This is a genomic window from Amycolatopsis sp. CFH S0740 (assembly GCF_004522315.1).
In the GTDB taxonomy this organism is placed as follows: Bacteria; Actinomycetota; Actinomycetes; order Mycobacteriales; family Pseudonocardiaceae; genus Amycolatopsis; species Amycolatopsis nivea.
In genome coordinates this window covers 225,902-246,146 of the sequence record NZ_SDLS01000012.1, presented here as the reverse complement: position 1 = coordinate 246,146, position 20,245 = coordinate 225,902, and the positions used below count along the sequence as shown (strand labels likewise).

Here is a 20,245-nt window from a genome sequence, read left to right as displayed (position 1 = left end):
CAGCGAGCCGGCGTTGACGCCGATCCGGATCGGCGTGCCATGATCGGACGCGATTGCAGCAATCTCCTTGACCTGGTCGTCGAACTTGCGGATGTTGCCCGGGTTCACCCGGACCGCGGCGCAGCCGGCCTCGATCGCGGCGAACACGTATTTGGGCTGGAAGTGGATGTCGGCGATCACCGGGATCTGCGATTTCTTCGCGATCGCGGGCAGCGCCTCGGCGTCGTCGGCCGACGGGCACGCGACGCGCACGATGTCGCAGCCCGCCGCGGTCAGCTCGGCGATCTGCTGCAGGGTGGCGTTGACGTCGGAGGTCAGCGTCGTGGTCATCGACTGCACCGAGATCGGGTGGTCGCTGCCGACCCCCACCGACCCCACCATCAGCTGGCGGGTCTTGCGACGCTCGGCGAGAACAGGAGCAGGCAAACCCGGCATGCCCAACGCGACGGTCACTCGGACAGTCCTTTCTCGACAGTGCGGCGGGACGCCTCGGCAATGGCATCCGCGGTGAGTCCCAGCGCGGTCAGCAGCCGCGCCCGTTTGGCAGGTTCGACGAACTGCTGGGGAATCCCCAGCCCGGTCACCGGAACATCCGAACCGGCGTCCTGAAGCGCTTGTGCCAGCAGGGTTCCCGGCCCGCCGGCGCGTCCGCAGTCCGCGGCCACCACGACCGCGCGGTGCGCCCGCGCCAGCGCGACCAGCGCGTCGGGCACCGGCTGGATCCAGCGCGGATCCGCCACGGTCGCGCCGATGCCCATCTCGGCCAGCCGCGCCCCGGCCGCCACCGCGGGCCCGGCGAGCGGGCCGATGCCGACCACCAGCACGTCCTCCCGGACACCGCGGCTGAGCACGTCGACCGGCCCGTGCCGTTCGATCGCCTCGATGTCCGGACCCACCGCGCCCTTCGGGAACCGCACGACGGTCGGCGCGTCCGCCACTTCGATCGCCTCCCGCAGCTGGGTGCGCAGCTGCGCGGCGTCCCGCGGAGCGGCCACCCGGAGACCGGGAACCGCTTGCAGCAGCGAAAGATCCCACATGCCGTTGTGGCTCGGCCCGTCGTCGCCGGTCAGCCCCGCGCGGTCCAGCACGAAAGTCACGCCGGCGCCGTGCAGGGCGACGTCCATCAGCACCTGGTCGAAACAGCGGTTCAGGAACGTGGCGTACACCGCCACTACGGGATGCAGGCCGCCGTAAGCCAGCCCGGCCGCGGCCGCCGCCGCGTGCTGCTCCGCGATCCCGACGTCGAAGCACCGGCCGGGGTACTGCTCGGCGAACGGAGCGAGCCCAGTCGGGCCTCGCATGGCCGCCGTGATGGCGACGACGTCCTCGCGTTCGTTGCCCACCTTGATCATTTCGTCGCTGAACACCGAGGTCCACGACGGCGGCCCGGCGGGGGCCGTCCCGGTACCGGGGTCGAACGGGCCGATCGCGTGGTGCCGGTCGACCGGGTCCTTTTCGGACGGTGCGTACCCGGCGCCCTTGCGGGTCACGCAATGCACCACCACCGGCCGGTTCCGGGCGCGGGCGTCCCGCAGCGCGGTTTCCAGCGCGGTGATGTCGTGCCCGTCCACCGGGCCGAGATAGTCCATGCCCAGCGCGGAGAAAACGCCGCCGTCGCCGGGATCGCTCCGCAGCGCCGCGAGATGACGGCCGAGCCCGCCGACGGTCGGGTCGTACGCGCGGCCGTTGTCGTTCAGCACCACCACGACCGGCCGCTGGGCGCCGGCGATGTTGTTGAGCGCTTCCCAAGCCATTCCTCCGGTCAGCGCGCCGTCGCCGACCACGGCGACCACCGCGCGATCGGAGACCTGCCGCACCTCGTAGGCCCTGGCGAGCCCGTCCGCCCAGGAAAGCGCGGCGGACGCGTGGGAATTCTCGAGGACGTCGTGGCCGGATTCGCGGCGGCTCGGATAGCCGGACAGCCCGCCCTCGCCCCGCAGCCCGGCGAACCCGTCCTGGCGGCCGGTGAGGATTTTGTGCACGTAGCACTGGTGCCCGACGTCCCACAGCAGCGTGTCGCACGGCGAATCGAAAACCCGGTGCAGGGCGAGGGTGAGCTCGACGACCCCGAGATTGGGCCCGAGGTGCCCGCCGGTCCGGGCGACCGCGGAGACCAGGAACCCGCGGATTTCTTCGGCGAGCGCGCCGAGTTCCGTTCCGGACAGCCCGTCGAGATCGCGCGGTCCCCGAATTCTCTCCAGCAAAGCCATGCGTCGTCCTCCTCGAGACGACCGGCAACGTACGGCGCCTTCCGGGCGGGCGACAAGGCGCCGGAGAGCGCCGCTCAACGTTTCCGCAACACCGTTCCGGCCGCGCTGTTGAAGCCTTGTTGACCCCGTATTGAGGACGGGCCGGAGGCCTTGTCCGCGGGCGCGCGGGCTCCCTACCGTCGGCAGGCACGGGGGAAATCGTCGGAATGGGACGGTCATGGAAAGCACATACAGCACCGGGAAACGGGATTTCGGCACGGCCATCCTGGACCGTTCCGACCGCATCGATCACCTGGTTTCGCTGGTCGGCAAACACCTCGAGAACAGCTGGGACGCCGAGGGCGCGCATCTCGCCCGGATCTGCCACTACGCGTTGGTGCCCGGCGGGAAACTGTTCCGGCCGCTGCTGCTGCTCGAATCGGCGGGCGCGGTCGGCGCGGACGTCGAACAGGTGGTGCCCGCGGCGGCCGGCGCGGAGGCGGGCCACGTGGCGAGCCTCATCCACGACGACATCATCGACGGCGACGCGATGCGCCGCGGCCGCCCGTCGGTGCACGCCGCCTACGGCCGCGACGACGCGATCGTGGCCGGGGACGCGCTGATCTTCTATTTGTTCGCCGCGCTCGGCGAATGCGGCGAACGCGGGGTGCCGGACGAACGCGTCGCGCGCGCAATGACCGCGGTGGCCGCGGCCGGGATCGACCTGTGCCGCGGGCAGAGCATGGAAGCCGAACTGTGCGAGGGCTACGTCTGCGACGTACCGTCCTATTTGGAAATGATCCGGCTGAAGACGTCGGCGTTGTTCCGCGCGGCCTGCGCCAGCGGCGCGATCCTCGGCGGCGGGCCGCCGGAATGGTGCACCGCGCTCGCCAGCTACGGCGAACTTCTCGGCTCGGCCTTCCAGATCCACGACGACCTGCTCGCCTACACGAGCGACGGCGACGCCATGGGCAAAGCCGTCACCAGCGACATCGCCAACCAGCGGCTGACCCTGCCGTTCCTGCTCGCGCGCGAACTCGGCGGCGAGGCGGTGTCCGCGGAACTCGACCGCCAGCTGCGCGGCACCGGCGACCCTGCCGCGCGCCTGGCCGCGGTTTCCGCACTGGTGCGCGAAGCGGGCGGGGTCGACGCGGCTGCCGACGCCGCCCGCGGATATGCCGTGCGCGCAACCGAAGTCTTGGAAGTGCTGCCCAGCACGCCGAGCAAGGAAACGCTGTCCTACTTCGCACAGGCGACTGTGAACCGATGCGGCTGAAAGAGATCCTCTTCGCGCACGTCGAAACGTGGCGGCTGTACACCGCTTGTTACGTCGGCCTGGTGGGATTGGCCGGTGCCGCACTGGCTGATCCGGCCGCGTCGCCGCTGCGGTTGCTGTGCGCCTGGGCGGTGCCGACGATCGGCTGGCTGGCCGGGCTGTACGGCGGCGACTACTTCGACCGGAACCTGGACGCGACCGCGAAACCGCATCGGCCCATCCCGTCCGGCCGGATGCGCCCCGGCACCGCGCTGGGCATGCTGATCGGGCTCACCGCCGCCGGCGGGGTCATCGGGCTCGCGGTGAACTGGCGAACGCTCGGCCTGGTGGTTGTCGCCTTGCTGCTCGGCATCGCGTACAGCAGCTTCTTCAAAGGCCGCGGACTGGCCGGAAACGCGGTGCGCGGCCTCATTTCGGCGTTCGCCTGCCTGTTCGGGGCGATGACCGTAGCCGACCTCCCTCCGGCTACGGTCATCCCTCTGGCAGCTGCGTTCTGGTTGCACGACACGGGATCGAACCTGGTCGGTGCCCTGCGCGACGTGGACGGCGACCGCGAAGGCGGCTACGCGACGCTGCCGGTCCGCCACGGGCTGACCGTCGGCGTCCGGGTGGCCACCGGCACGATCCTGGTCGCTTATCTGTGCGCGGTCGCGCAGTTCGTGGTCTCGTCCGCGACTGTCGCCGCACTCGTCGTGTTCGCCTTGTCCGCCGCAGCCGCGATGGCCGCCCTCGCTCCATTGTGGACTCAGGAAGTGACCCGGCTGCGGGCTTATCGGGCGCACACCGTGCTGGTGCTCGAACGGGTCCTGCTGGCAGGCGCGTTCGTGACGCTGGGCTGCGGTCTCGCGGTCGGTGTCCCGATCACCGCGGTCGCGCTGGGTTGTGCGTGGGGGAGTCAGCGGCTCCTGCGTGCCCGGCACGAGCTGGGCAATGATAAGTCCACTGTGGACTCAGAAGCGGTCTTGTCCTTCGTGGACCAGCAGCTGGCCGGACTGGCCGCCCGCGAGACCGGATTGCGGGCATTGAACGGCTGGGCGCGGCTGATCGAGGTGCGACTGTCCGAACCGGACTTGGCGATTGTCCTGTGCACCGCGGACAACGCCGTACGACGGCTCTCCGCCGACGAGCCCGAGCCGGAACTGCCCCGGCTGACGATCACCACCACCGGCACGGTCTTCGCGGCGATCTTCCTGGACGGAACCAGCAATCCCCGCCGCGCCTACCTGACCCGCGCGTTGCGGATGGACGCGCCCGCCCGCGACATGATGCTCCTTAACCAGCTGTTCAACGAATTCCGCGGACCGCGCGGCCGAGCCACCGCCGTGCCGCGCGAACCGCTGCGCACCGGGCAGCTGCCGGAGCGAGTGGTCGTCAGCGACACCACGCTGCGCGACGGCGAGCAGATGCCCGGGGTGGCGTTCCGTCCGGACCAGAAACTGGAACTGGCCCGGCGGCTGGCGGCGTTGGGCGTCCCGATGATCGAAGCGGGCTTCCCGGTGGTGTCCGAAGAGGAGAGCGCCGCGATCCGCGCCATCGTGGCCGCTGAGCTGGACACCGTGATCCAGGTGATCGCGCGCCCCGCCGACGCGGACGTGGACGCCGCGCTGCACACCGGCGCGCACAGCGTCGCGGTCTTCATCGGCACGTCCGAATCGCACTTGCGGCACAAACTGCGCATCGACGTGGACGAGCTGAAACGTCGGGTGGACCGTGCGGTGCGCCGGGTCAAGGCGGCCGGACGGCAGGCGGTATTCGCCGCCGAAGACGCCACCCGCACCGACCCTGACATCCTCGCCGCGGTGTACGAGGCAGCCGCGGACGCCGGTGCGGATGCCCTGGGCCTCGCGGACACCGCCGGGATCGCGCAGCCGTGGACGATGCGGGAGCTGGTGGAACGGGTCGGCGAGAGCTGCCCGTTGCCGCTGGCCGTGCACTGTCACAACGACCTCGGCCTGGCCACCGCGAACTCGCTCGCGGGTTTGCTCGGCGGCGCGTCCGGGGTGCAGTGTTCGGTGCTGGGCATCGGCGAACGGGCTGGGAACGCTCCGCTGGAACAGGTCGTTATGGCGCTGGAAGCCGCGATGGGGCACTCGACCGGCCTCAACCTCCCGCTGCTGGAACCGTTGGCGCGGCACGTCGCCGGGCTCATCGGCGATCGCGTGCCCGCGTACGCTCCCGTCGTCGGCGCGCACGCGTTCGTGCACGAAAGCGGCCTCCACGTGGACGGAATCTCCCGCGATCCCAGCACTTACGAGCCGTACCCGCCGGAACTGGTGGGCAGGCAGCGCCGGATCGTGCTGGGCAAGCACTCCGGCCGCTCGGCCGTGACGGCCGTCGCCGCCGAACGCGGCCTGACGGTCGCACCCGCGGACATCGACGCGGTGCTGACAGAACTCAAACGCGGCGCGGTGGGCACGGACCGGGTAGCCGAACTGCTGACCCGCGCCCGCCCGGTTGCCTGAGCCACCTGAGCCTCGCCGCGAGCTCACCGTCGCGCCGCTGCGAGGAGCGAAAAGTACGTGAGGGGAACCCTGAGGGAATCAGATTCCCTCAGGGTTCCCCTCACGTACCTCCCCGGACCACGCGGCCCACCTGGAGTTCCTGCGCTCAGCCAGCGTGCCCGACCCGGTCGGAAGCCCGGCCCTTCTTGGCGTTCTTCTTCGGCGACAGGCTCAGGTTGAGTCCCATCCGGCGGGCGCGGGGGAGGACCACCGAGGCCTCGCCGAGGAAGGTCAGGCCGAGCAGGATGCCCACCATGTCGGTGCCGCCCGCGATGTCCGCGTGCCAGTGCTGGGCCAGCAGGACCATGCCGACGCGCAGCGGGATCAGCGAAAGCCAGATCGTCACGGTGAGCCAGTTGTACTTCTGGTGCGGGAGGCCGTCCTGCTCGTAGAGCCGGATGGTGGCCCCGCGGCCGAGGCCCTCGCCGTACGCCGCGAGCACGAAGACGCCCAGCAGCTCCCAGTCCAGCGCGGTCGCCTTCGTGACGTCGCCGGCAGCCATGTAGATGCCGACGGCGAAGCAGACCACCGGAAGGACCAGCAGCCGTTTCGTGGACATCGGCGTGCCGCGCAGCCTGCGGATGATCGACCAGACGATGTAGGCGCCGCCGGCCACAAGGGCCACGATGTTCGAGATTTCGTCCAACGTCTTCCACATCGCGCAATCCGTTCCTCGGGGTCGGCCCCACGGTAGGCAGCGCACCCCCGGGCGGGCATCCACCCGGGGGTGCAAAGGAGGGTGGAATCCTGGGGCCGACCGGCCCGGTTCACCAGCTGACGGCGAGCTCGGTCACTCCGCCGGTCACCGATTCGGCCCGGCGCCGCGGCGCGTCCCCGTCCGCGGCGAGGTGCAGTCCGGGGAACCGTTTCGCCAGCGCGCCGAACACCGCCCGCAGCTCGATCCGGGCGAGCGTGTTGCCCACGCAGTACCGCATCCCGTGCCCGAAACCGAGGTGCGGATTGGGCGAGCGGGTGATGTCGAACTCGTCCGGCCGCTCGAACACGCGCGGATCCCGGTTCGCCGCGTGGTAGGCGAGCAGCACCGCGTCGCCGGAGGGGATGGTCGTGTCGCCCGCCGTCAGGTCTTCGGCCGCGTATCGGACCGAGCCTCCGGTGTCCTGGATGTTCGTCACGACCATCCGCAGGACTTCTTCCACCGCACCGGTGACCAGCCCGGGGTCGGCGGTCAGCTTCGCCCACTGCGCGGGGTTGCGGATGAACAGCACGGTGCCGAGGTCGATCCGGCTCATCGTGGTCTCGTACCCGGCGAACAGCAGCGCGGCCGCGAGCCGGGCCGCCTCCGGCAGTTCCACTCCGCCCGCCGCGGCCAGGTCGGAGAAGACGTCCTCGCTCGGTTCGCGCTTCTTCCGCTCCAGCAGTTCCGCCATGTAGACGCCGAACTCGATCTGCGCCGCGCGGCCCGCCTCCGGATCGCCGGTGCCCGAAAGCCGCGACGTCCAGGACCGGAACAGCTCGTAATCCTCGTACGGCGCCCCGACCAGCGTGCAGATGACCATCGCGGGCAGCCGCTGGGACAGCCCGGCGTGCAGGTCGGCGGGCGGTCCGGGGAGTTCGTCGAGCAGCGCGTCGACCCGTTCCTCGACGCTTTCCTGAAGCGCCAGCATCCGCTTCGCGGAAAACGCGGGCGTGAGCAGCTTGCGCATCCGGGTGTGCCGCTCCAGTTCGCCGTCGAACTCCTCGGTCGGACCGCCCTGCACCACCGAATCGTTGATCCGCGCCGCCGATTCCGGCGTGCGGTGGCCGCGCCGCAGCACCGGGCTGGAGGCGAGGTCCCGCACGAGGTCGTACCCGCAGGCCAGCCAGGCCTCGTCCCCGGCGGGCGTGCGGACCTTCGTCAGCGGCTCGTCCTCGAGCAGGCGGTAGTACTGCGGGGCCAGCCGGGACAGGTCCTCGCTCGGCGGAAACGGCAATTCGTACACGGAACCTCCCGATGGCCCACCGCGGTGGGAACTGCGGACGGAGCCGGAACGCGGCCCCCGTGCTCCCTCCTACCAGCCGGTCCGCCCGGCGCACAGCCGTCGCCGCCGGAGCGTCCACACCGGCTCAACGCCGCCCCAATCCCCGCGCCGTACGGTCGGTTCGTCCAATCGTGGCGCGGGGTCCGGCCCTGCGCCGGGGAAGGAGCGACCCGGTGAATCCGTGCCCCCTGTACGTCGCGGGCGTCGGCGCCTGCCTGCCCGACCGGGAGACGGCCGAGGAAGCCGTCGCGGCGAACCGGTACGACGCCGAGTCAGCACAGACGGACGGCGTCCGCTCCGCCTGCGTCGAGACCGAGCGGTACCCGGCGGAAATGGCCGCGATCGCCGGACGCGGCGCGCTGGCCATGGCGTCCGCCCGCGACTTCGGCACGGTCCGCGCGGTGTTCCACTCCTACGTCGACTACCAGGGCGCGCACTACTGGCAGGCCGCCCCGTACGTCGCCCTGCACACGGTCGGCCGCGACGTCCCGTCGTTCGACGTCGTCCAGGAATGCAACGGCGCGATGGGCGCGCTCGAACTGGGCCGCCGGTTCGTGACCGGCCCGGAGGACGCCGTCCTCGTCACCACCGGCGACCGTTTCGACAGCGCGTGGGTCCGCCGCTGGTACGGCGACCAGTCGGTGCTCGCCGACGGCGGGAGCGCGCTGCTGCTGAGCGGTTCCGGCGGATTCGCCCGGATCCTGTCGCTCTCGACGATGGCCGACAACTCCCTAGAAGGCGAGGCCCGCGGCGGCGGATTCGCCGGCGCGCAGCAGCCGCCGGTCGACTTCGACGCGATGCGCAAACAGTTCCACGCCAAGGACTTGCCGATGCTGGAGCACTACGGCCGGATGGCCGCGCTGTTCGGCGCCTCCCTGCACCGCGTCCTCGACGAAGCGGGCATCACCGCGGCGGATCTGGCGTTCGCCGTCCCGGTGGTGACCACCGCCGCCCGCGCCGCCGACATCGCCGACCGCTTCCTCGGCATCCCGCTGGAGCGCACCAACTGGGAATTCGGCCGCACCACCGGCCACCTCGGCACCGGCGACCAGTTCGCCGGCCTGCACCACCTGGTCAGCACCGGCCGGGCCCGCAAAGGCGACCGCATCCTGCTCCTCGGCGGCGGCACCGGCTACACCATCACCTCGGCTGTCCTGGAAATGCTGGAAGACAGCCCGGACCCCGAACGGAACTGACCATGCCCGACGAGTCCCGGCCCGCGGACGCCACCTGCCGAGGGGAGACGGGCGGTCTGGGCGAGCGGGTCCGTGCGGTCGGTCGGACTCGTCCTGCTGATCCGGCTGCCGGAAGCCGTCCGGACGACCGAATCCGCTCGGCTGCTTCGGTTCACGTGTCTGATCTGGCCCGCTCGGTTGAACCGACCCGCCTGACCGGACCGTCCGGCCGGACCGACCCGGTCGGCGCAGGGCTGACCGCGCTTCCCCTCCTCTACTCCCGCTGCGAGGCCGCGCTGCAGCCCGGACGGACCGGCGGCGCGGTGCGCGAACACCCCGCCCGCCGGGGGACCGGGCTGCCGTTCCGGGAGGCCGCCTTCGACGCCCGGTCGCGGATCCTCGGCGTCCTGGCCTCCTGGGCGGGGCTGGTGGCCGCCGAACGGCAGGTCGCGGCGCCGCGGCGGACCGTGCCGGAGCTGGTGCGTTTCCTCGCCGCGCACCGGGACTGGCTGGCCGGGCACCCCAGCGGCGCGGACTTCCTCGACGAGCTCTCCGACCTCATCTCCTCCGCGACCGCCGCCCTCGACGACCCGCGCCCCGCCGTCCCGGTCGGGAACTGCCCGGTCGGCGGCTGCCGCGCCCCGGTGCACCTGCGGCCCGCCACCGCCACAGTCGCCTGCGAAGCCGGGCACGACCTGCCCCCGGCGGACTGGCTCGACGTCCGCACCCGCGAACAAAACCGGCGGCGCACCGTGCCCACCAAGGAAGCCGCGCTCGCCGCCGGAGTGCCCGAGGCGACCGTCCGGCAGTGGGCGCGCCGGGGCAAACTGACCCGCTACGGCTCCGCCCGCCGCGCGGAGTACTGCCTGGACGAACTGACCGCCCTCCGCACCGGCGAGGCCCGCCCGCACGCCGGTTGACCGTCGAAGCCAGGATGCGCACCCGCCCGGATCTGCGACGATGGGGACGATCGTGTCGAAGACGGGAGCGTTGATGGACGAGTCGAGCCGCCGGGATGTGTGGCGCCCGGGCCAGGACTGCCAGGCGGTGGCCACGGCCCGCGCGCTGGGCCAGGACGTGGACAAGATCCACGGGGACGCGTGGGGCGTCGTGGGCACGTTGGGCGACAGCGTCTGCTACGTCGGCGTCTCGGACAAGGTCGAGGCGATCCACGAAGCGCTGGCGCGCCGGATCCGCGAGCGCGACCTGCCCGTCCGGCTGCTGGCCCCGAACTACTCGGGCGGGATCTCGGACGGCCAGCGCAACGGCACGCCGCAGATGCGGTACTCGCTGATCGGCCGCGAGACGACGAACGACGGGCTGTCGCTGCATTTCGAGGGCAGCGAGATCCGGGGAACCGTCGCCGTGGTGGCGTGCGACAAGCCCCCGGTCGGGGCGACGGCGGCGATCCTGGAGCGCGACGTGCCCGCGGTGGTGCTCTCCGACGGGTCCATCCGGCCGGGCACGGACCCCGAAACCGGGGAGCGGATCGACCTGGTCAGCTGCTTCCAGGTCGCCGGGGACCCGGACGCGGCCAAACGCGAGCGGTGGGCGCGCAACGCGTGTCCCGGGCACGGCAGCTGCGGCGGGATCTTCACCTACAACACGATGCAGTCGTTCATCGCCGTGCTGGGGCTGGAGCCGCTGCACATGGTGTCGCCGGCGTCCGAGGATCCGCGGCGGACCGGGGAATTCCCTGAACAGATCGTGGACTGCCTGGAAATCATGACGCAGCGGGGGATCACGCCGCGGCAGCTGGCCACCCCGGCGGCGTTCCGCAACGCCGCGGTCGTGGCGATCGCGCTGGGCGGCTCGACGAACGTGGTCCTGCACGCGCCGGAGATCGCCCGCGCGACCGGCCTCGACTTCTGGTCGGAGGTCATGACGCAGCAGGAGTTCAACCGGCTCTCCCGGAATGTCCCGGTGCTCGTCGACGCCCGTCCGTTCGGGCAGTACAGCATGGTGGACATCGATGCCGCCGGCGGCCTGCAGGCGGTGGTGGCGGAACTGCTCCGGCACGACCTGCTCGACGGCTCCGCGCTGACCTGCACCGGCGAGACGCTCGGCGAACAAGTCGAACGGCTCGCCCCGCCCGCCCCGGACAGCGAGGTGATCTTCCCCGTCGCCGAGCCGTTCAAGCCGACCGGCGGCCTGCGGCTGCTGTCGGGCAACCTCGCCCCCGAGGGCGGCGCGGTGATCAAGCTGGCCGGGGTCGAGACCGGCGTCGTCGACGGCCGGTTCGAGGGACGGGCGCGCGTTTTCGACAGCGAGCAGGCCCTGCTGCGGGCGCTCGTCGAGACGCCGGACGAATTCGCCGACCGGGACATGGTCGTCATCCGCTACGAAGGCCCGAGGGGCGCTCCGGGCATGCCCGAAATGCTCGACCCGACCTCCCGCATCACCGCGCTGTGCCGGAGGAAAGGCATTTCCGTCGCGCTGATGACCGACGCGCGGTTCTCCGGAGGATCGGTCGGACTGGTCATCGGGCACGTCGGCCCGGAGGCCGCGCTCGGCGGCCCCATCGCCCTCGTCGAAGACGGCGACACGATCACCGTCGACCTGAACACCGACACCCTCGAGTGCACCGAACTGGCCGACCCCGCTATCAACCAGGCTCGCCTGGCGAAGTGGCAGCAAGCCGCCGAAGCGAACGGCGGCGTCCACCCACTGGTCCGCCCGGTGACGTCCCGCCTGCTCCGCCGCATGCGCGCACTAGCCGCCTCCGCGATCGAGGGCGCGGGGATGTCGGAGGTCTCTTCCTGACCGATCGTTCGTCCACTGTGGACAGCGAGCGGAGTGCTCGATCCGGGGAAAGCGAAGGCCTCCTTGCCCGCAACGGCAAGGAGGCCTTCATCAGTCCACTATGGACTTACCACCACGGCGTCACCGGCATTTCAGGACGCCGTCGGAGATCGCCACTCCGCCGACCGTGCCGTTGGCAGCGGGAGTGAACACGAACCGCCAGCCCGGCTTCTCCGCGATGGGCATCTCGAACCGCCCGGCCTCGGCGAGCTTCAGGCCGCGCGCGTCGTACGCCTTGTGCAGGTCCGCCAGCGACGAGCCGATGCCGATGCCCTCCGCGGTCTTGGCGTCGGGCGGCGCGCCCAGCTCGTGCACGCCGTTCTTGCCGAACGACGCGCCACCGGCCGCGGCGAACGCCTTGTCGCGCTCTTCCCGCTTGCCCGCCAGTTCGGCGCTCGCCATCGCGGAGTCGGCCGCCAGCTGGGCCGCTTCCGCGTCCTTGGCGGCTGCTTTCGCCAATTCCGCGGCGGACTTGCCGGTGTTCTCCTTCGAGTCCCGGTCCGCCGCGTCGGACTTGGCGTAGAGCTCGTCGGCCTTCTTCTGCGCCGCGGCCTCGGCCGCGAGTCTGGCCTGGTCCGGCGCGGGGCCGCCCTGCCAGCTCAGGACCGTGCAGCCGTCCAGCATGGAGACCGGCGCGTTGGCGAGCTTCCCGGTGGCGAGCGCCGCCTCCTTGGCCATCCCCGGCGCAATGCCGCGGTAACCGCCCGCGCCGAAGACCTCGGCATGCGCGGCGGCGGTTTCCGCCGGAGCCGCCGCGGTCCCCGACGAACACGCCGCCAGCCCGCTGACAGCGGCGACCGCCACGACCGCACGGCCTGCGGACAGGACAAAACCCTTGTGCATCTGATTCCCCTCGTACGGACCCAATCCCACGGGTCGTCGTTCCCGGTGCACCGAGATATCCGACAACCTACCGGAACCGGACGAGGCCTCCCATCGATTACCGGACGGCGCGACGGGCGGGTCTGATCGCCGCGACACGGCTGGGTCGCCGCGGCAGCGGGACCACTATGGGATCTCGCCTTGGCGAAAACGCGCATCCGCCGACGGTTGTGTGCGTTCGAGCGCGCTTATTTCCGCGATTTCCGGCGGCGCGGCATTTTTTGCGCGAACGCCGTCAGCTCCACGGTTTGCTGAGGAACAAGTAGCCGCGCTGAGGCTGGCCCGCGTTCCCCTTGCGGCCTACGTCCTTCGAGGCCGCGACCAGCCCCGCCGCGAGCAGAACGATCGCCCTGACCCACGCTGCGGCCCAGGTTCGGTCCGCCGGGTGCCCAACGCTGGTCCACGCGCGTAGATCTGCGGCAGCAACGATCAACGGACAAGCGCGAGTTCCGGACTCACCCTTGCTGAATCGGCTCGCCATCGTCCGCTGACGCGCGCACTGTCCGGCCTGATGCACCAGACGTTGACATCATCGTCAGCGTGACAGCGACCTCGAAGCCTGCGGGCGACGTTCTGGCCGCCGCGGCACGACGAGCGGGCTTGAATCCTGCCGGAGCGGTTCTGATCCGCGACGGATCCAACCTGATGTACCGGCTCGCCGGCGGCTGTGTCGCTCGCATCGGCCCCGCCGGCACTGAGAAAGCCGCAGAATTCCAGATCGAGGCGGCCCGGTGGCTGGCAGGCACTGGCATCAACTCGGTCGCTGTTCTGGACGACATCGCCCAGCCGGTCGTCGTCCATGACCGGCCGGTGACATGGTGGCGGGAACTGCCTGCGCACCGCCCCGCCAGCCCCGGCGAACTGGGCAGCATTCTCCGGTTGCTCCACCGCCTGGAGCCGCCGACGCACCCTGTTTTGCGGATGTTCGATCCTTTCGCTGGGGTCGCGGGCCGGATCGCCGCGGCGCGGCACCTTCCCGACGACGACCGTGCCTGGCTTGCGCACCAGGTCGGTGTTCTGCGCGAACGGTTGCAGCGAGAGCGAACACGCCATTCTCCGACGGTGATCCACGGGGACGCGTGGCAGAACAACGTTGCTGTGCTCGCAGACGGAAAGCCGGTGCTTCTCGATTTGGAGCACGTCTCGCTCGGAGACCGCGACTGGGACCTGATTCCGCTCGCGGCGGACTTCGCGGACTTTGCCCGGGTGAGCCGGTCCGACTACCGCAGTTTCGCCACAGCTTATGGCCGTGACGTCACCACGGCGGCGTCTTTCCGGACGTTTGTCGACATCCAGGAACTGCGGTGGGCGACCTTTGTGCTGGCAAAGGGCGCGACGAGCGCCGACGCCGCCCGGGAAGCATCGCACCGCATAGCCTGCTTGCGCGGCGAGATCCCGAGGCCGTGGACGTGGAATGCCTTCTGACGGAAGGAAACGACTGCACGTCATCCGCGTCAGAAGGCTCCGATTGGCGCTAGGTGCGACTCTGCTGGGCACCACGGCTCCGGTCAGCCGCAAGAAGCGCCGGGAGCTCGTTGAGGGAACCAATAACCCAGTCGGCATGCCGGCGTACTACCGGGTCGTCGGCCCACAGGAAACCCCACGGGCCGCGCCGGATCAACGCCGTGCGCAAACCCGCGGCCTTCGCTGGCACGACGTCGTTGTCACGGTGGTCGCCCACGTAGACAATCTCGCTTGGCTCGCCCGGCGCCAGCTCGATCAGCCGCTCGAAGAACCGCGGATCAGGCTTCGCCACACCCCACTCGCCGGATGTGCCGATGTGGTCGACCGGCAGCTGCAAGGCACGCAAGAGATCTCCCGCACGGGCCGTCTGGTTCCCGGCGACACCCAGCCAAAGGCCGAGTTCCCGAAGCCCCGAGAGTGCGGAGCGAACGTCAAAGTAAAGATCGTCTTCATTTATCTGCTCACCGCGGCCAGCTTCTTCACGGAGCTGCCGCTCGCGCGCAAGATCGAATCCGGGGCGGAAGTACTCGAACGTCTCGGCGTTGTCTCGGCCCTGTGCCGTGACGGCGCCGAGCACCGCGGAGAAAGTGTGCCGAGGCACGTTGAGCCAATCGGACCACTCACCCCATTCGCGGGAGTCGTCGAGCAGCGTTTCACCGACGTCGAACACCACAGAAGTGACCATGTACTACTCCTACGGCAAGACCGCTCGGAACGAGTCGCCCGGCGGCGAGACCGTGCTCCTCGATCCGGGATCAAAGCGATCGACGCGTCCGAGGCCAACGCGGTGCTCAACTTGAGGTATGAGGTGCAGCGATCTGCACGGTACAACAGAGACATGGAGATCGACGAAGCGAAACGCGCTGCCCGTGAGCGTGTCTGGGCGGCGCTCGACGCCGAAGCGGTGGACCCGAGGGGCGCTGCTGGGCGCATTCCGTCGTTCGCTGGAACCGCGGCAGCAGCCGAGCGTTTGGCCGCGCTGGACGTCTGGCGGGACGCACGGGTGGTCAAGTCCAATCCGGATCGCGCCCAACTGCCGGTGCGGGACGTGCCCGCGATGGACGACCCGGACACCTTCTACGCGCTCGATCCGGAAAGGGGGCAGGCTACTCGGACATCGAGGTTGCCCTCCTGTCGGAAGCTGGGCTGATCGGCCCGCAGACGACGATCATCAGCACCGTGCACGAGCTTCAAGTCGTGGATACCGATCTCCCCGAAACCGAGCACGACTTCAGCGTTGACGTCATTGTGACGCCGACGCAAGTTATCTACTGCGAAGCGCGCCGCCGGCCCGCTGGGATCGTGTGGAGTCATCTGAGCAGCGAGAAAATCCGGGCTGTCCCGGCGCTGTCGCGGCTCTTCGCGCGCCGCTGAGGCGCAGTCGCCGTCAGTTGGCACCGGGTTCGCGCAAGATACGAACAGGGGAGGGGTGGATGAGCGACAAATCGCGGTGGCTGTATCTGGTAGTCACTGCTGCTCCGCCGGTCCTGCGGATCCAGGAGCTCGTCGGGACGCTCACCTGCGAGGGTTGGTCGGTCTGTGTCATCGCCACTCCGAACGCGGCGTCGTGGACCGATCTGGACGAACTCGCTGCTGCGACAGGCTGCATCACGCGGGTTCACTCCGGATCCCCGCGGCAACGGGAGTCGCTTCCTCGCGCAGCGGCTGTGCTGGCGGCACCGATGACGTTCAACTCGATCAACAAGTGGGCGGCCGGATTCAGCGATACCTTCGCTCTGGGAATTCTCAACGAGATGCTCGGCACGGGTGTCCCGATTGTTGTTGTGCCGTGCGTGAAAGCCGTACTGCGCAGGCATCCTGCGTACGGCGAGAGCGTGGCCAGACTGGTCAACGCGGGTGCCTCCATAATGGATCCGGATGCTGTGACTGTGCGCGCCGACGACGGTCTGGCCACCTTCGACTGGCCGCAGATCGTCGCGGCTTTACGAGACGTAAAAGAACTCTCAGGAGGTTGAAGGCGAGGCGCTCGCAGTGTGACGGCTCACCTCTCCGTTACAGGCTTGCCGGTCGGAATCCGACGCGCGGTGCTGGGAGTCGCTCCGACTTCCCGGAGAAGCTGGGCGGTTGGACCCGGTCACGCCGTGCGGGAGCCCCGGGAGAGGCCGTGCATGCAGCGGGCGTCGCCAGAACGGGCTTGGGGAACGGGTTCTGTGCGGCTGCCGCGGGGATCGCGCCTGGGACAGCTGGCCCGGGCATGCGAGGCGGCACGGTCGCGGTGGGTCTGGTTGGCGCGAGCAGGTCACAACACGACGCGCAGTCGCGGTAGTTGCGCCTCTTGCGACTCGCTCTGCGGGACCGGCCGCGTCAGGCCCGGCGACCGAAGAGAAGGGCCGCCGGGCGGTCGTCTTACTCCCTGGGGTGGACCAGATGGCTCATCCCACGCAGCTGGGAATGACACATTTGAGGATGTAGTTGACCTGTGCGTGTCGTTCGTTGTTTCCCTGCGTGGTCATCGTGAACAGCCCGCCTGCTGTGCCGTCGAAGGAATTGGAGCCGGAATAGGGGAGGTTCCAGTGCGCGTAGGCGTAGCCTTGACCCCCCGTTCTCTCGATCGTGTAGTTCACCCAGCCTTCGGTGCCGGTGAACGCCCCGCAGCTGTCGGACCGCCAATAGACTGCCGTGTGCGGCTGGATCCGGCTGGACGGTTCGGTGTCCCAGCACCCGTGGTCGAGGTGGGACGCCTTGAGGGTCAGGACCCGGTTGGTCTGGTTGAACAAGGTCACGTAGGCCTCGAAGGCCGAAGCCGGGCCCCGGCGGGGGACCGAAGCCGACGCTCCGGCGGACGTGAGCGCATTCAGCACGAGGACGGCAGCGAGCGTCAGGAGCAAACCGGTCTTTTTCATGGAACCCCTCGGCGATAGATGGATTTCCGACTGCGAACTTTCAGCATTGCACCGATGTCAAGCTCCGTTTCTGACGCATTCGGTGCAGCGGCTCCGAATGTGTCAGCTGTGGGACTTGGAGAAATCAGAAACGGTCGCATGGTCCGGGACATCTGGCCGAGAATGTTGCCTAGCGAAATTGTTGCCGCGCGAAGAACAAAGCGGGCCGCCTGGTTTCGCGGCGCACCTAATGCGGTTGCCGAAGGTCACCCGATCGTGGTGGTCTACTGCGGTGATCGACATCGAGTGGGAGCATCCGCTGCACCAGCGCGGCATTGCCTCGGGCCTGGCCGTGACGAGCGGTCACGTCATCGTCCACGAGCGCAGCACCAGGCTGGTGAGCCTCGACCCAGCAGACGGTGCTGTGCGGTGGGATGTTCCGGTCGGCACGTGGCCGCGGGCGGTTGCCGTCGTCGGTGATCGGTGCCTGGTGATCCCGCAGAACAACCCCCGATTGTCCTGTTTGGACCTCGCGACCGGGCGCGAGATCTGGTCCGTGCACGTCCCCGCAACCCCCGGACATCTGGTCGTTTCGGCGAACGTCGTGCTCGTCGGCGGCTGGCGCGGGTACACGCCGCTGCGCGCGTTCGATCTCGCGACGGGGCGGCTCCGCTGGGAAACCGAGCAGCGAATCCGCACCGTGCTGCCCGTGCCCGCCGGTGACGGCTTCCTGATCGGCGTACCGGGCGACATCCGGGTGCGCTTGATCGATCGGCACAACGGCCGGGTACGGGCCGCATGGCGGCTTCCGCAGCCGCTCGTGGACAACGACGCCGGATCCAGCATCGCAACGGTCGGACCCGGCCGTTTTCTGCTGCGTTGCGGCCGACGTGCCCTGGCTGAAATCGACCTGTCATCCGACACAGCCCGCGAGTTCGTCCAGGCTGAGACTGACCTTGTGGCTGCTGCGCCGGAACAAGCCGGAGGATTGCTGTGGTTGCCTGAACCCCGCGGCTACACGGTCGTGGACCCCGCCGCGGGCCGCCTGCAGTGGCGGGTCGATGTCGGGGAGCGGCTCGCCGGCCAGGTGTTCCCGACCGCCGACGGCTTCCTGGTCGCCGGCACCTCCGGCGTGCTGTTCCACCTGACTTCCGACGGACGGCTCGCCAATCGCACCCGCGTGGCCCGGCGGATCTGGGCGCTGCGCAGCGCCGCACCCGATCGGCTGTTCGCGGTAGCCAAGGGCAGCCTGATCGCCATCGCGGTCCGGAACAGCGCGTGCTCAGAATAAGCGCGCGCCGCCGCTCTCCAGTTCGAGCAGTTGGCGGTCGGACGACTGGAAGATCAACACGTTGTTGATGTTCACTGTCCACTCGTTGACGAACCTGTCCGGGTGAAAATAGGGCAGCCGGATCTCTTGCATCCGCGCGGCGAGCATGTCGCTGGCGACCCCGGTGAACGCGGGCTGGCCGGGCATCACCTCTTGCAGCACCTCGTCCGCCAGGACCAGCCCGGGCCGCAACGACACGATCAGGGACGGCGACACGGGAAAGTCCGACCGGACAAGCACTTCCACCTCGAAGCCGGGCGGCCGCGCCGTCGCCGCGTACCCCGGCGGCGAGTCCTGCGCGAACTTGGCGGCGACCACGACGGCGGCGGACGCAGCACTAGGAGGTTGCGGCTGGCCTGGAACCGGGCGGATGTCGCCGAAAGCGACCGTCAGCGGACCGAACCGCAGCGGCCCGGGCTCGATCGGCCGGACGACCACCTGCGCGGTGCTGGCCAGTCGCTCGTCGTCTTCGTACCCCGCGGGCAGGAGCAGGTCGACGTCGGTTTCCGGCCCGAGGTCCTGACCGAGCCCGCGCGCGAGGGCCTCCGATTCGGCGAGCAGGTTGAGGGCGAGATCCACGACGTCGTCGACCGCGTCGACGAGGTCGCTGCCCAGTTCGTCGATCCGCTCCTCGCGCCGGCCCCGCAGGCCCAGCCGGCTCGACCGAGGGAGTTGCGCCCGAGCCTTCTCGTAGGCCTTCGGCCCGAAGAGCGGGAGCGCCTCGGTCAGCGCCCGGAACGCCGCCTCGTTCAACGTGTCCAGCGCCGCGGGCACGGCGTCGGGACGGCCCGCGGAGAGGGAGCACAGCGCGACGTACCGCTCGGCCACCGCGATCTGCAGCGGCGACTTGGCCGAGGCTGCCGCGGCGGCCTCGCGGAACAAGTCACGCGCGCGGGCCAGCTCGGCGGCCCGCGAGCGCGGTTCGGGCGCGGTGCTCGCGTCGCGCAAAGCCCGCTGCCCGGCCCCCAACGCGACCGTGTACCGCTGGTCCAGCAACTCGTCCAGCTGACGGCCGATCCCGGCCATCTGCTCGCTGAGGCGGTCTTCGCTGGCCACGAGTTCGCCGAGCAGCTCCGAGGCCAGCCCGCTGAGCTCGTCGTTCCCGGTGAGCGCACGGATCAGCTGGGAAGCGCCGTACTTCGCGGCGATCGTGGCGATCGCGGTCAATGGCTCCACCTGGCTCACCTTAAGGCCAGGTCAGTGCGCGCAGGTCCGGATTGAGTCATCCGGGTCAGGCATCGGTCTCGGTCCGGCTGGCGTACTCGGCCAGGAGCGCTTCGAGCTGTTCGGTCATGAAGACGTAGTAGTCGCGCATCTGCCGCAGCCGGGCGCGTTGCTCGGCTGCCAGGTGTTTGCCGTGTTCTTGTGCGCTCTCGGCCAGCTCGAGCAGTTCGCGGGTCGCGTTCACCTGGTGCTGCAGGCAGCCGAGCCAGGCGTCGTCGCGCCAGCGGTAGACGAACTGGCGGCTGCCGGGGTTCTTGGTCCGCTCGACGACGCCGTTGACCATGAGCAGCCGCGTCATCTCGGACACGGAACCCTTGCTCGCGTCGAGCGCGTCCTGGAGTTCGCCGAGGGTCAGGGGTTTTTCGCTGAGCAGCAGCACGCCGCTGGTGCGGCCCGCCATCGGCGGCCAGCCCATCGCCCGGCCGATGCGCAGGCCGAAGTCCTCGACGAGCGCGTGCTCGGCGGACCGGTCGGGCAAGGTCATCGGCACCTCACGGTAGCTCAGGAAAAACTGAACGTTCACTCTTGACTGAACGTACGGCCGGGGATCATTCTAGCCGCCACGGAGACCGGCGAAGGG

19 protein-coding genes are annotated in these 20,245 nt (G+C 69.9%); 10 read left to right on the top strand and 9 right to left on the bottom strand.

The window, feature by feature from the left end; genetic code table 11:
* On the bottom strand, positions 1-435 hold a 435-nt coding region (locus tag EIZ45_RS22065; RefSeq protein ID WP_167756522.1), incomplete at its 3' end, for a flavodoxin-dependent (E)-4-hydroxy-3-methylbut-2-enyl-diphosphate synthase.
* Positions 436-449: 14 nt separating this feature from the next.
* Entirely contained in the window at positions 450-2,210 is a 1,761-nt protein-coding gene (locus EIZ45_RS22060; protein ID WP_134665968.1) for a 1-deoxy-D-xylulose-5-phosphate synthase, read from the bottom strand.
* 217 nt (positions 2,211-2,427) lie between these two features.
* Between EIZ45_RS22060 and EIZ45_RS22055 the strand changes: the two genes are divergently transcribed.
* Both EIZ45_RS22055 and EIZ45_RS22050 read left to right on the top strand, forming a co-directional pair.
* Entirely contained in the window at positions 2,428-3,465 is a 1,038-nt protein-coding gene (locus EIZ45_RS22055) for a polyprenyl synthetase family protein (RefSeq protein ID WP_134665970.1), read from the top strand.
* A complete protein-coding gene (locus tag EIZ45_RS22050; protein ID WP_134665972.1) occupies positions 3,456-5,927 on the top strand; it encodes a UbiA family prenyltransferase in 2,472 nt (823 codons plus the stop codon). Before EIZ45_RS22055 ends, EIZ45_RS22050 begins: the two co-directional genes overlap by 10 nt.
* A 145-nt stretch (positions 5,928-6,072) precedes the next feature.
* On the opposite strand, the gene EIZ45_RS22045 is transcribed toward EIZ45_RS22050, so the two are convergent.
* Positions 6,073-6,624: a hypothetical protein gene (locus EIZ45_RS22045; protein WP_043827486.1), complete on the bottom strand. Its 552-nt coding sequence runs from the start codon at positions 6,622-6,624 to the stop codon at positions 6,073-6,075.
* A 109-nt stretch (positions 6,625-6,733) separates the two neighbouring features.
* The gene (locus tag EIZ45_RS22040) at positions 6,734-7,906 is read right to left on the bottom strand and encodes a cytochrome P450 (protein WP_134665974.1); all 1,173 of its coding nucleotides are present in this window, start codon (positions 7,904-7,906) and stop codon (positions 6,734-6,736) included.
* A 212-nt stretch (positions 7,907-8,118) separates the two neighbouring features.
* Between EIZ45_RS22040 and EIZ45_RS22035 the strand changes: the two genes are divergently transcribed.
* From EIZ45_RS22035 to EIZ45_RS22025, 3 genes are all read left to right on the top strand, one after another.
* Positions 8,119-9,141, top strand: coding sequence for a ketoacyl-ACP synthase III family protein (locus tag EIZ45_RS22035; protein ID WP_167754272.1), 1,023 nt, complete (start codon positions 8,119-8,121; stop codon positions 9,139-9,141).
* A 155-nt stretch (positions 9,142-9,296) separates the two neighbouring features.
* Entirely contained in the window at positions 9,297-10,040 is a 744-nt protein-coding gene (locus EIZ45_RS46875; RefSeq protein WP_240692032.1) for a helix-turn-helix domain-containing protein, read from the top strand.
* Positions 10,041-10,092: 52 nt separating this feature from the next.
* Complete coding sequence (locus EIZ45_RS22025) at positions 10,093-11,883, top strand: dihydroxy-acid dehydratase (RefSeq protein ID WP_240690754.1); 1,791 nt, start codon at positions 10,093-10,095, stop codon at positions 11,881-11,883.
* A 120-nt stretch (positions 11,884-12,003) separates the two neighbouring features.
* On the opposite strand, the gene EIZ45_RS22020 is transcribed toward EIZ45_RS22025, so the two are convergent.
* Positions 12,004-12,765 carry a hypothetical protein gene (locus EIZ45_RS22020; protein ID WP_238606743.1) on the bottom strand — a complete coding sequence of 254 codons (762 nt, stop codon included), beginning with the start codon at positions 12,763-12,765 and terminating at the stop codon, positions 12,004-12,006.
* Positions 12,766-13,449: 684 nt separating this feature from the next.
* Between EIZ45_RS22020 and EIZ45_RS22015 the strand changes: the two genes are divergently transcribed.
* On the top strand, positions 13,450-14,229 hold the full coding sequence (locus tag EIZ45_RS22015; protein WP_078870525.1) for a phosphotransferase family protein: 780 nt from the start codon (positions 13,450-13,452) through the stop codon (positions 14,227-14,229).
* A gap of 49 nt (positions 14,230-14,278) precedes the next feature.
* On the opposite strand, the gene EIZ45_RS22010 is transcribed toward EIZ45_RS22015, so the two are convergent.
* A complete protein-coding gene (locus EIZ45_RS22010) occupies positions 14,279-14,953 on the bottom strand; it encodes an HAD family hydrolase (protein WP_037814512.1) in 675 nt (224 codons plus the stop codon).
* Positions 14,954-15,106: 153 nt separating this feature from the next.
* On the opposite strand from EIZ45_RS22010, the gene EIZ45_RS47630 reads away from it, so the two are divergent.
* Genes EIZ45_RS47630 through EIZ45_RS22000 form a run of 3 tightly spaced genes read left to right on the top strand, consistent with a single transcriptional unit; the run spans position 15,107 to position 16,244 of the window.
* On the top strand, positions 15,107-15,418 hold the full coding sequence (locus tag EIZ45_RS47630; protein ID WP_051729052.1) for a hypothetical protein: 312 nt from the start codon (positions 15,107-15,109) through the stop codon (positions 15,416-15,418).
* Positions 15,385-15,642 (top strand): hypothetical protein, encoded by a 258-nt coding sequence (locus EIZ45_RS47625; RefSeq protein WP_370318162.1) that lies wholly within the window; start codon positions 15,385-15,387, stop codon positions 15,640-15,642. The genes EIZ45_RS47630 and EIZ45_RS47625 overlap by 34 nt, the downstream gene beginning before the upstream one ends.
* A gap of 59 nt (positions 15,643-15,701) precedes the next feature.
* Complete coding sequence (locus EIZ45_RS22000) at positions 15,702-16,244, top strand: flavoprotein (RefSeq protein ID WP_037814511.1); 543 nt, start codon at positions 15,702-15,704, stop codon at positions 16,242-16,244.
* A gap of 417 nt (positions 16,245-16,661) precedes the next feature.
* On the opposite strand, the gene EIZ45_RS21995 is transcribed toward EIZ45_RS22000, so the two are convergent.
* On the bottom strand, positions 16,662-17,132 hold the full coding sequence (locus EIZ45_RS21995; protein WP_134665978.1) for a hypothetical protein: 471 nt from the start codon (positions 17,130-17,132) through the stop codon (positions 16,662-16,664).
* On the opposite strand from EIZ45_RS21995, the gene EIZ45_RS21990 reads away from it, so the two are divergent.
* The gene (locus tag EIZ45_RS21990; RefSeq protein ID WP_134665980.1) at positions 17,131-18,402 is read left to right on the top strand and encodes a PQQ-binding-like beta-propeller repeat protein; all 1,272 of its coding nucleotides are present in this window, start codon (positions 17,131-17,133) and stop codon (positions 18,400-18,402) included. The genes EIZ45_RS21995 and EIZ45_RS21990 overlap by 2 nt on opposite strands.
* Here EIZ45_RS21990 and EIZ45_RS21985 read toward each other — a convergent pair.
* Positions 18,394-19,617, bottom strand: coding sequence for a hypothetical protein (locus EIZ45_RS21985; protein ID WP_134665982.1), 1,224 nt, complete (start codon positions 19,615-19,617; stop codon positions 18,394-18,396). The genes EIZ45_RS21990 and EIZ45_RS21985 overlap by 9 nt on opposite strands.
* Before the next feature lie 55 nt (positions 19,618-19,672).
* Positions 19,673-20,149 (bottom strand): GbsR/MarR family transcriptional regulator, encoded by a 477-nt coding sequence (locus tag EIZ45_RS21980; protein WP_134665984.1) that lies wholly within the window; start codon positions 20,147-20,149, stop codon positions 19,673-19,675.
* Positions 20,150-20,245 lie beyond the last annotated feature (96 nt).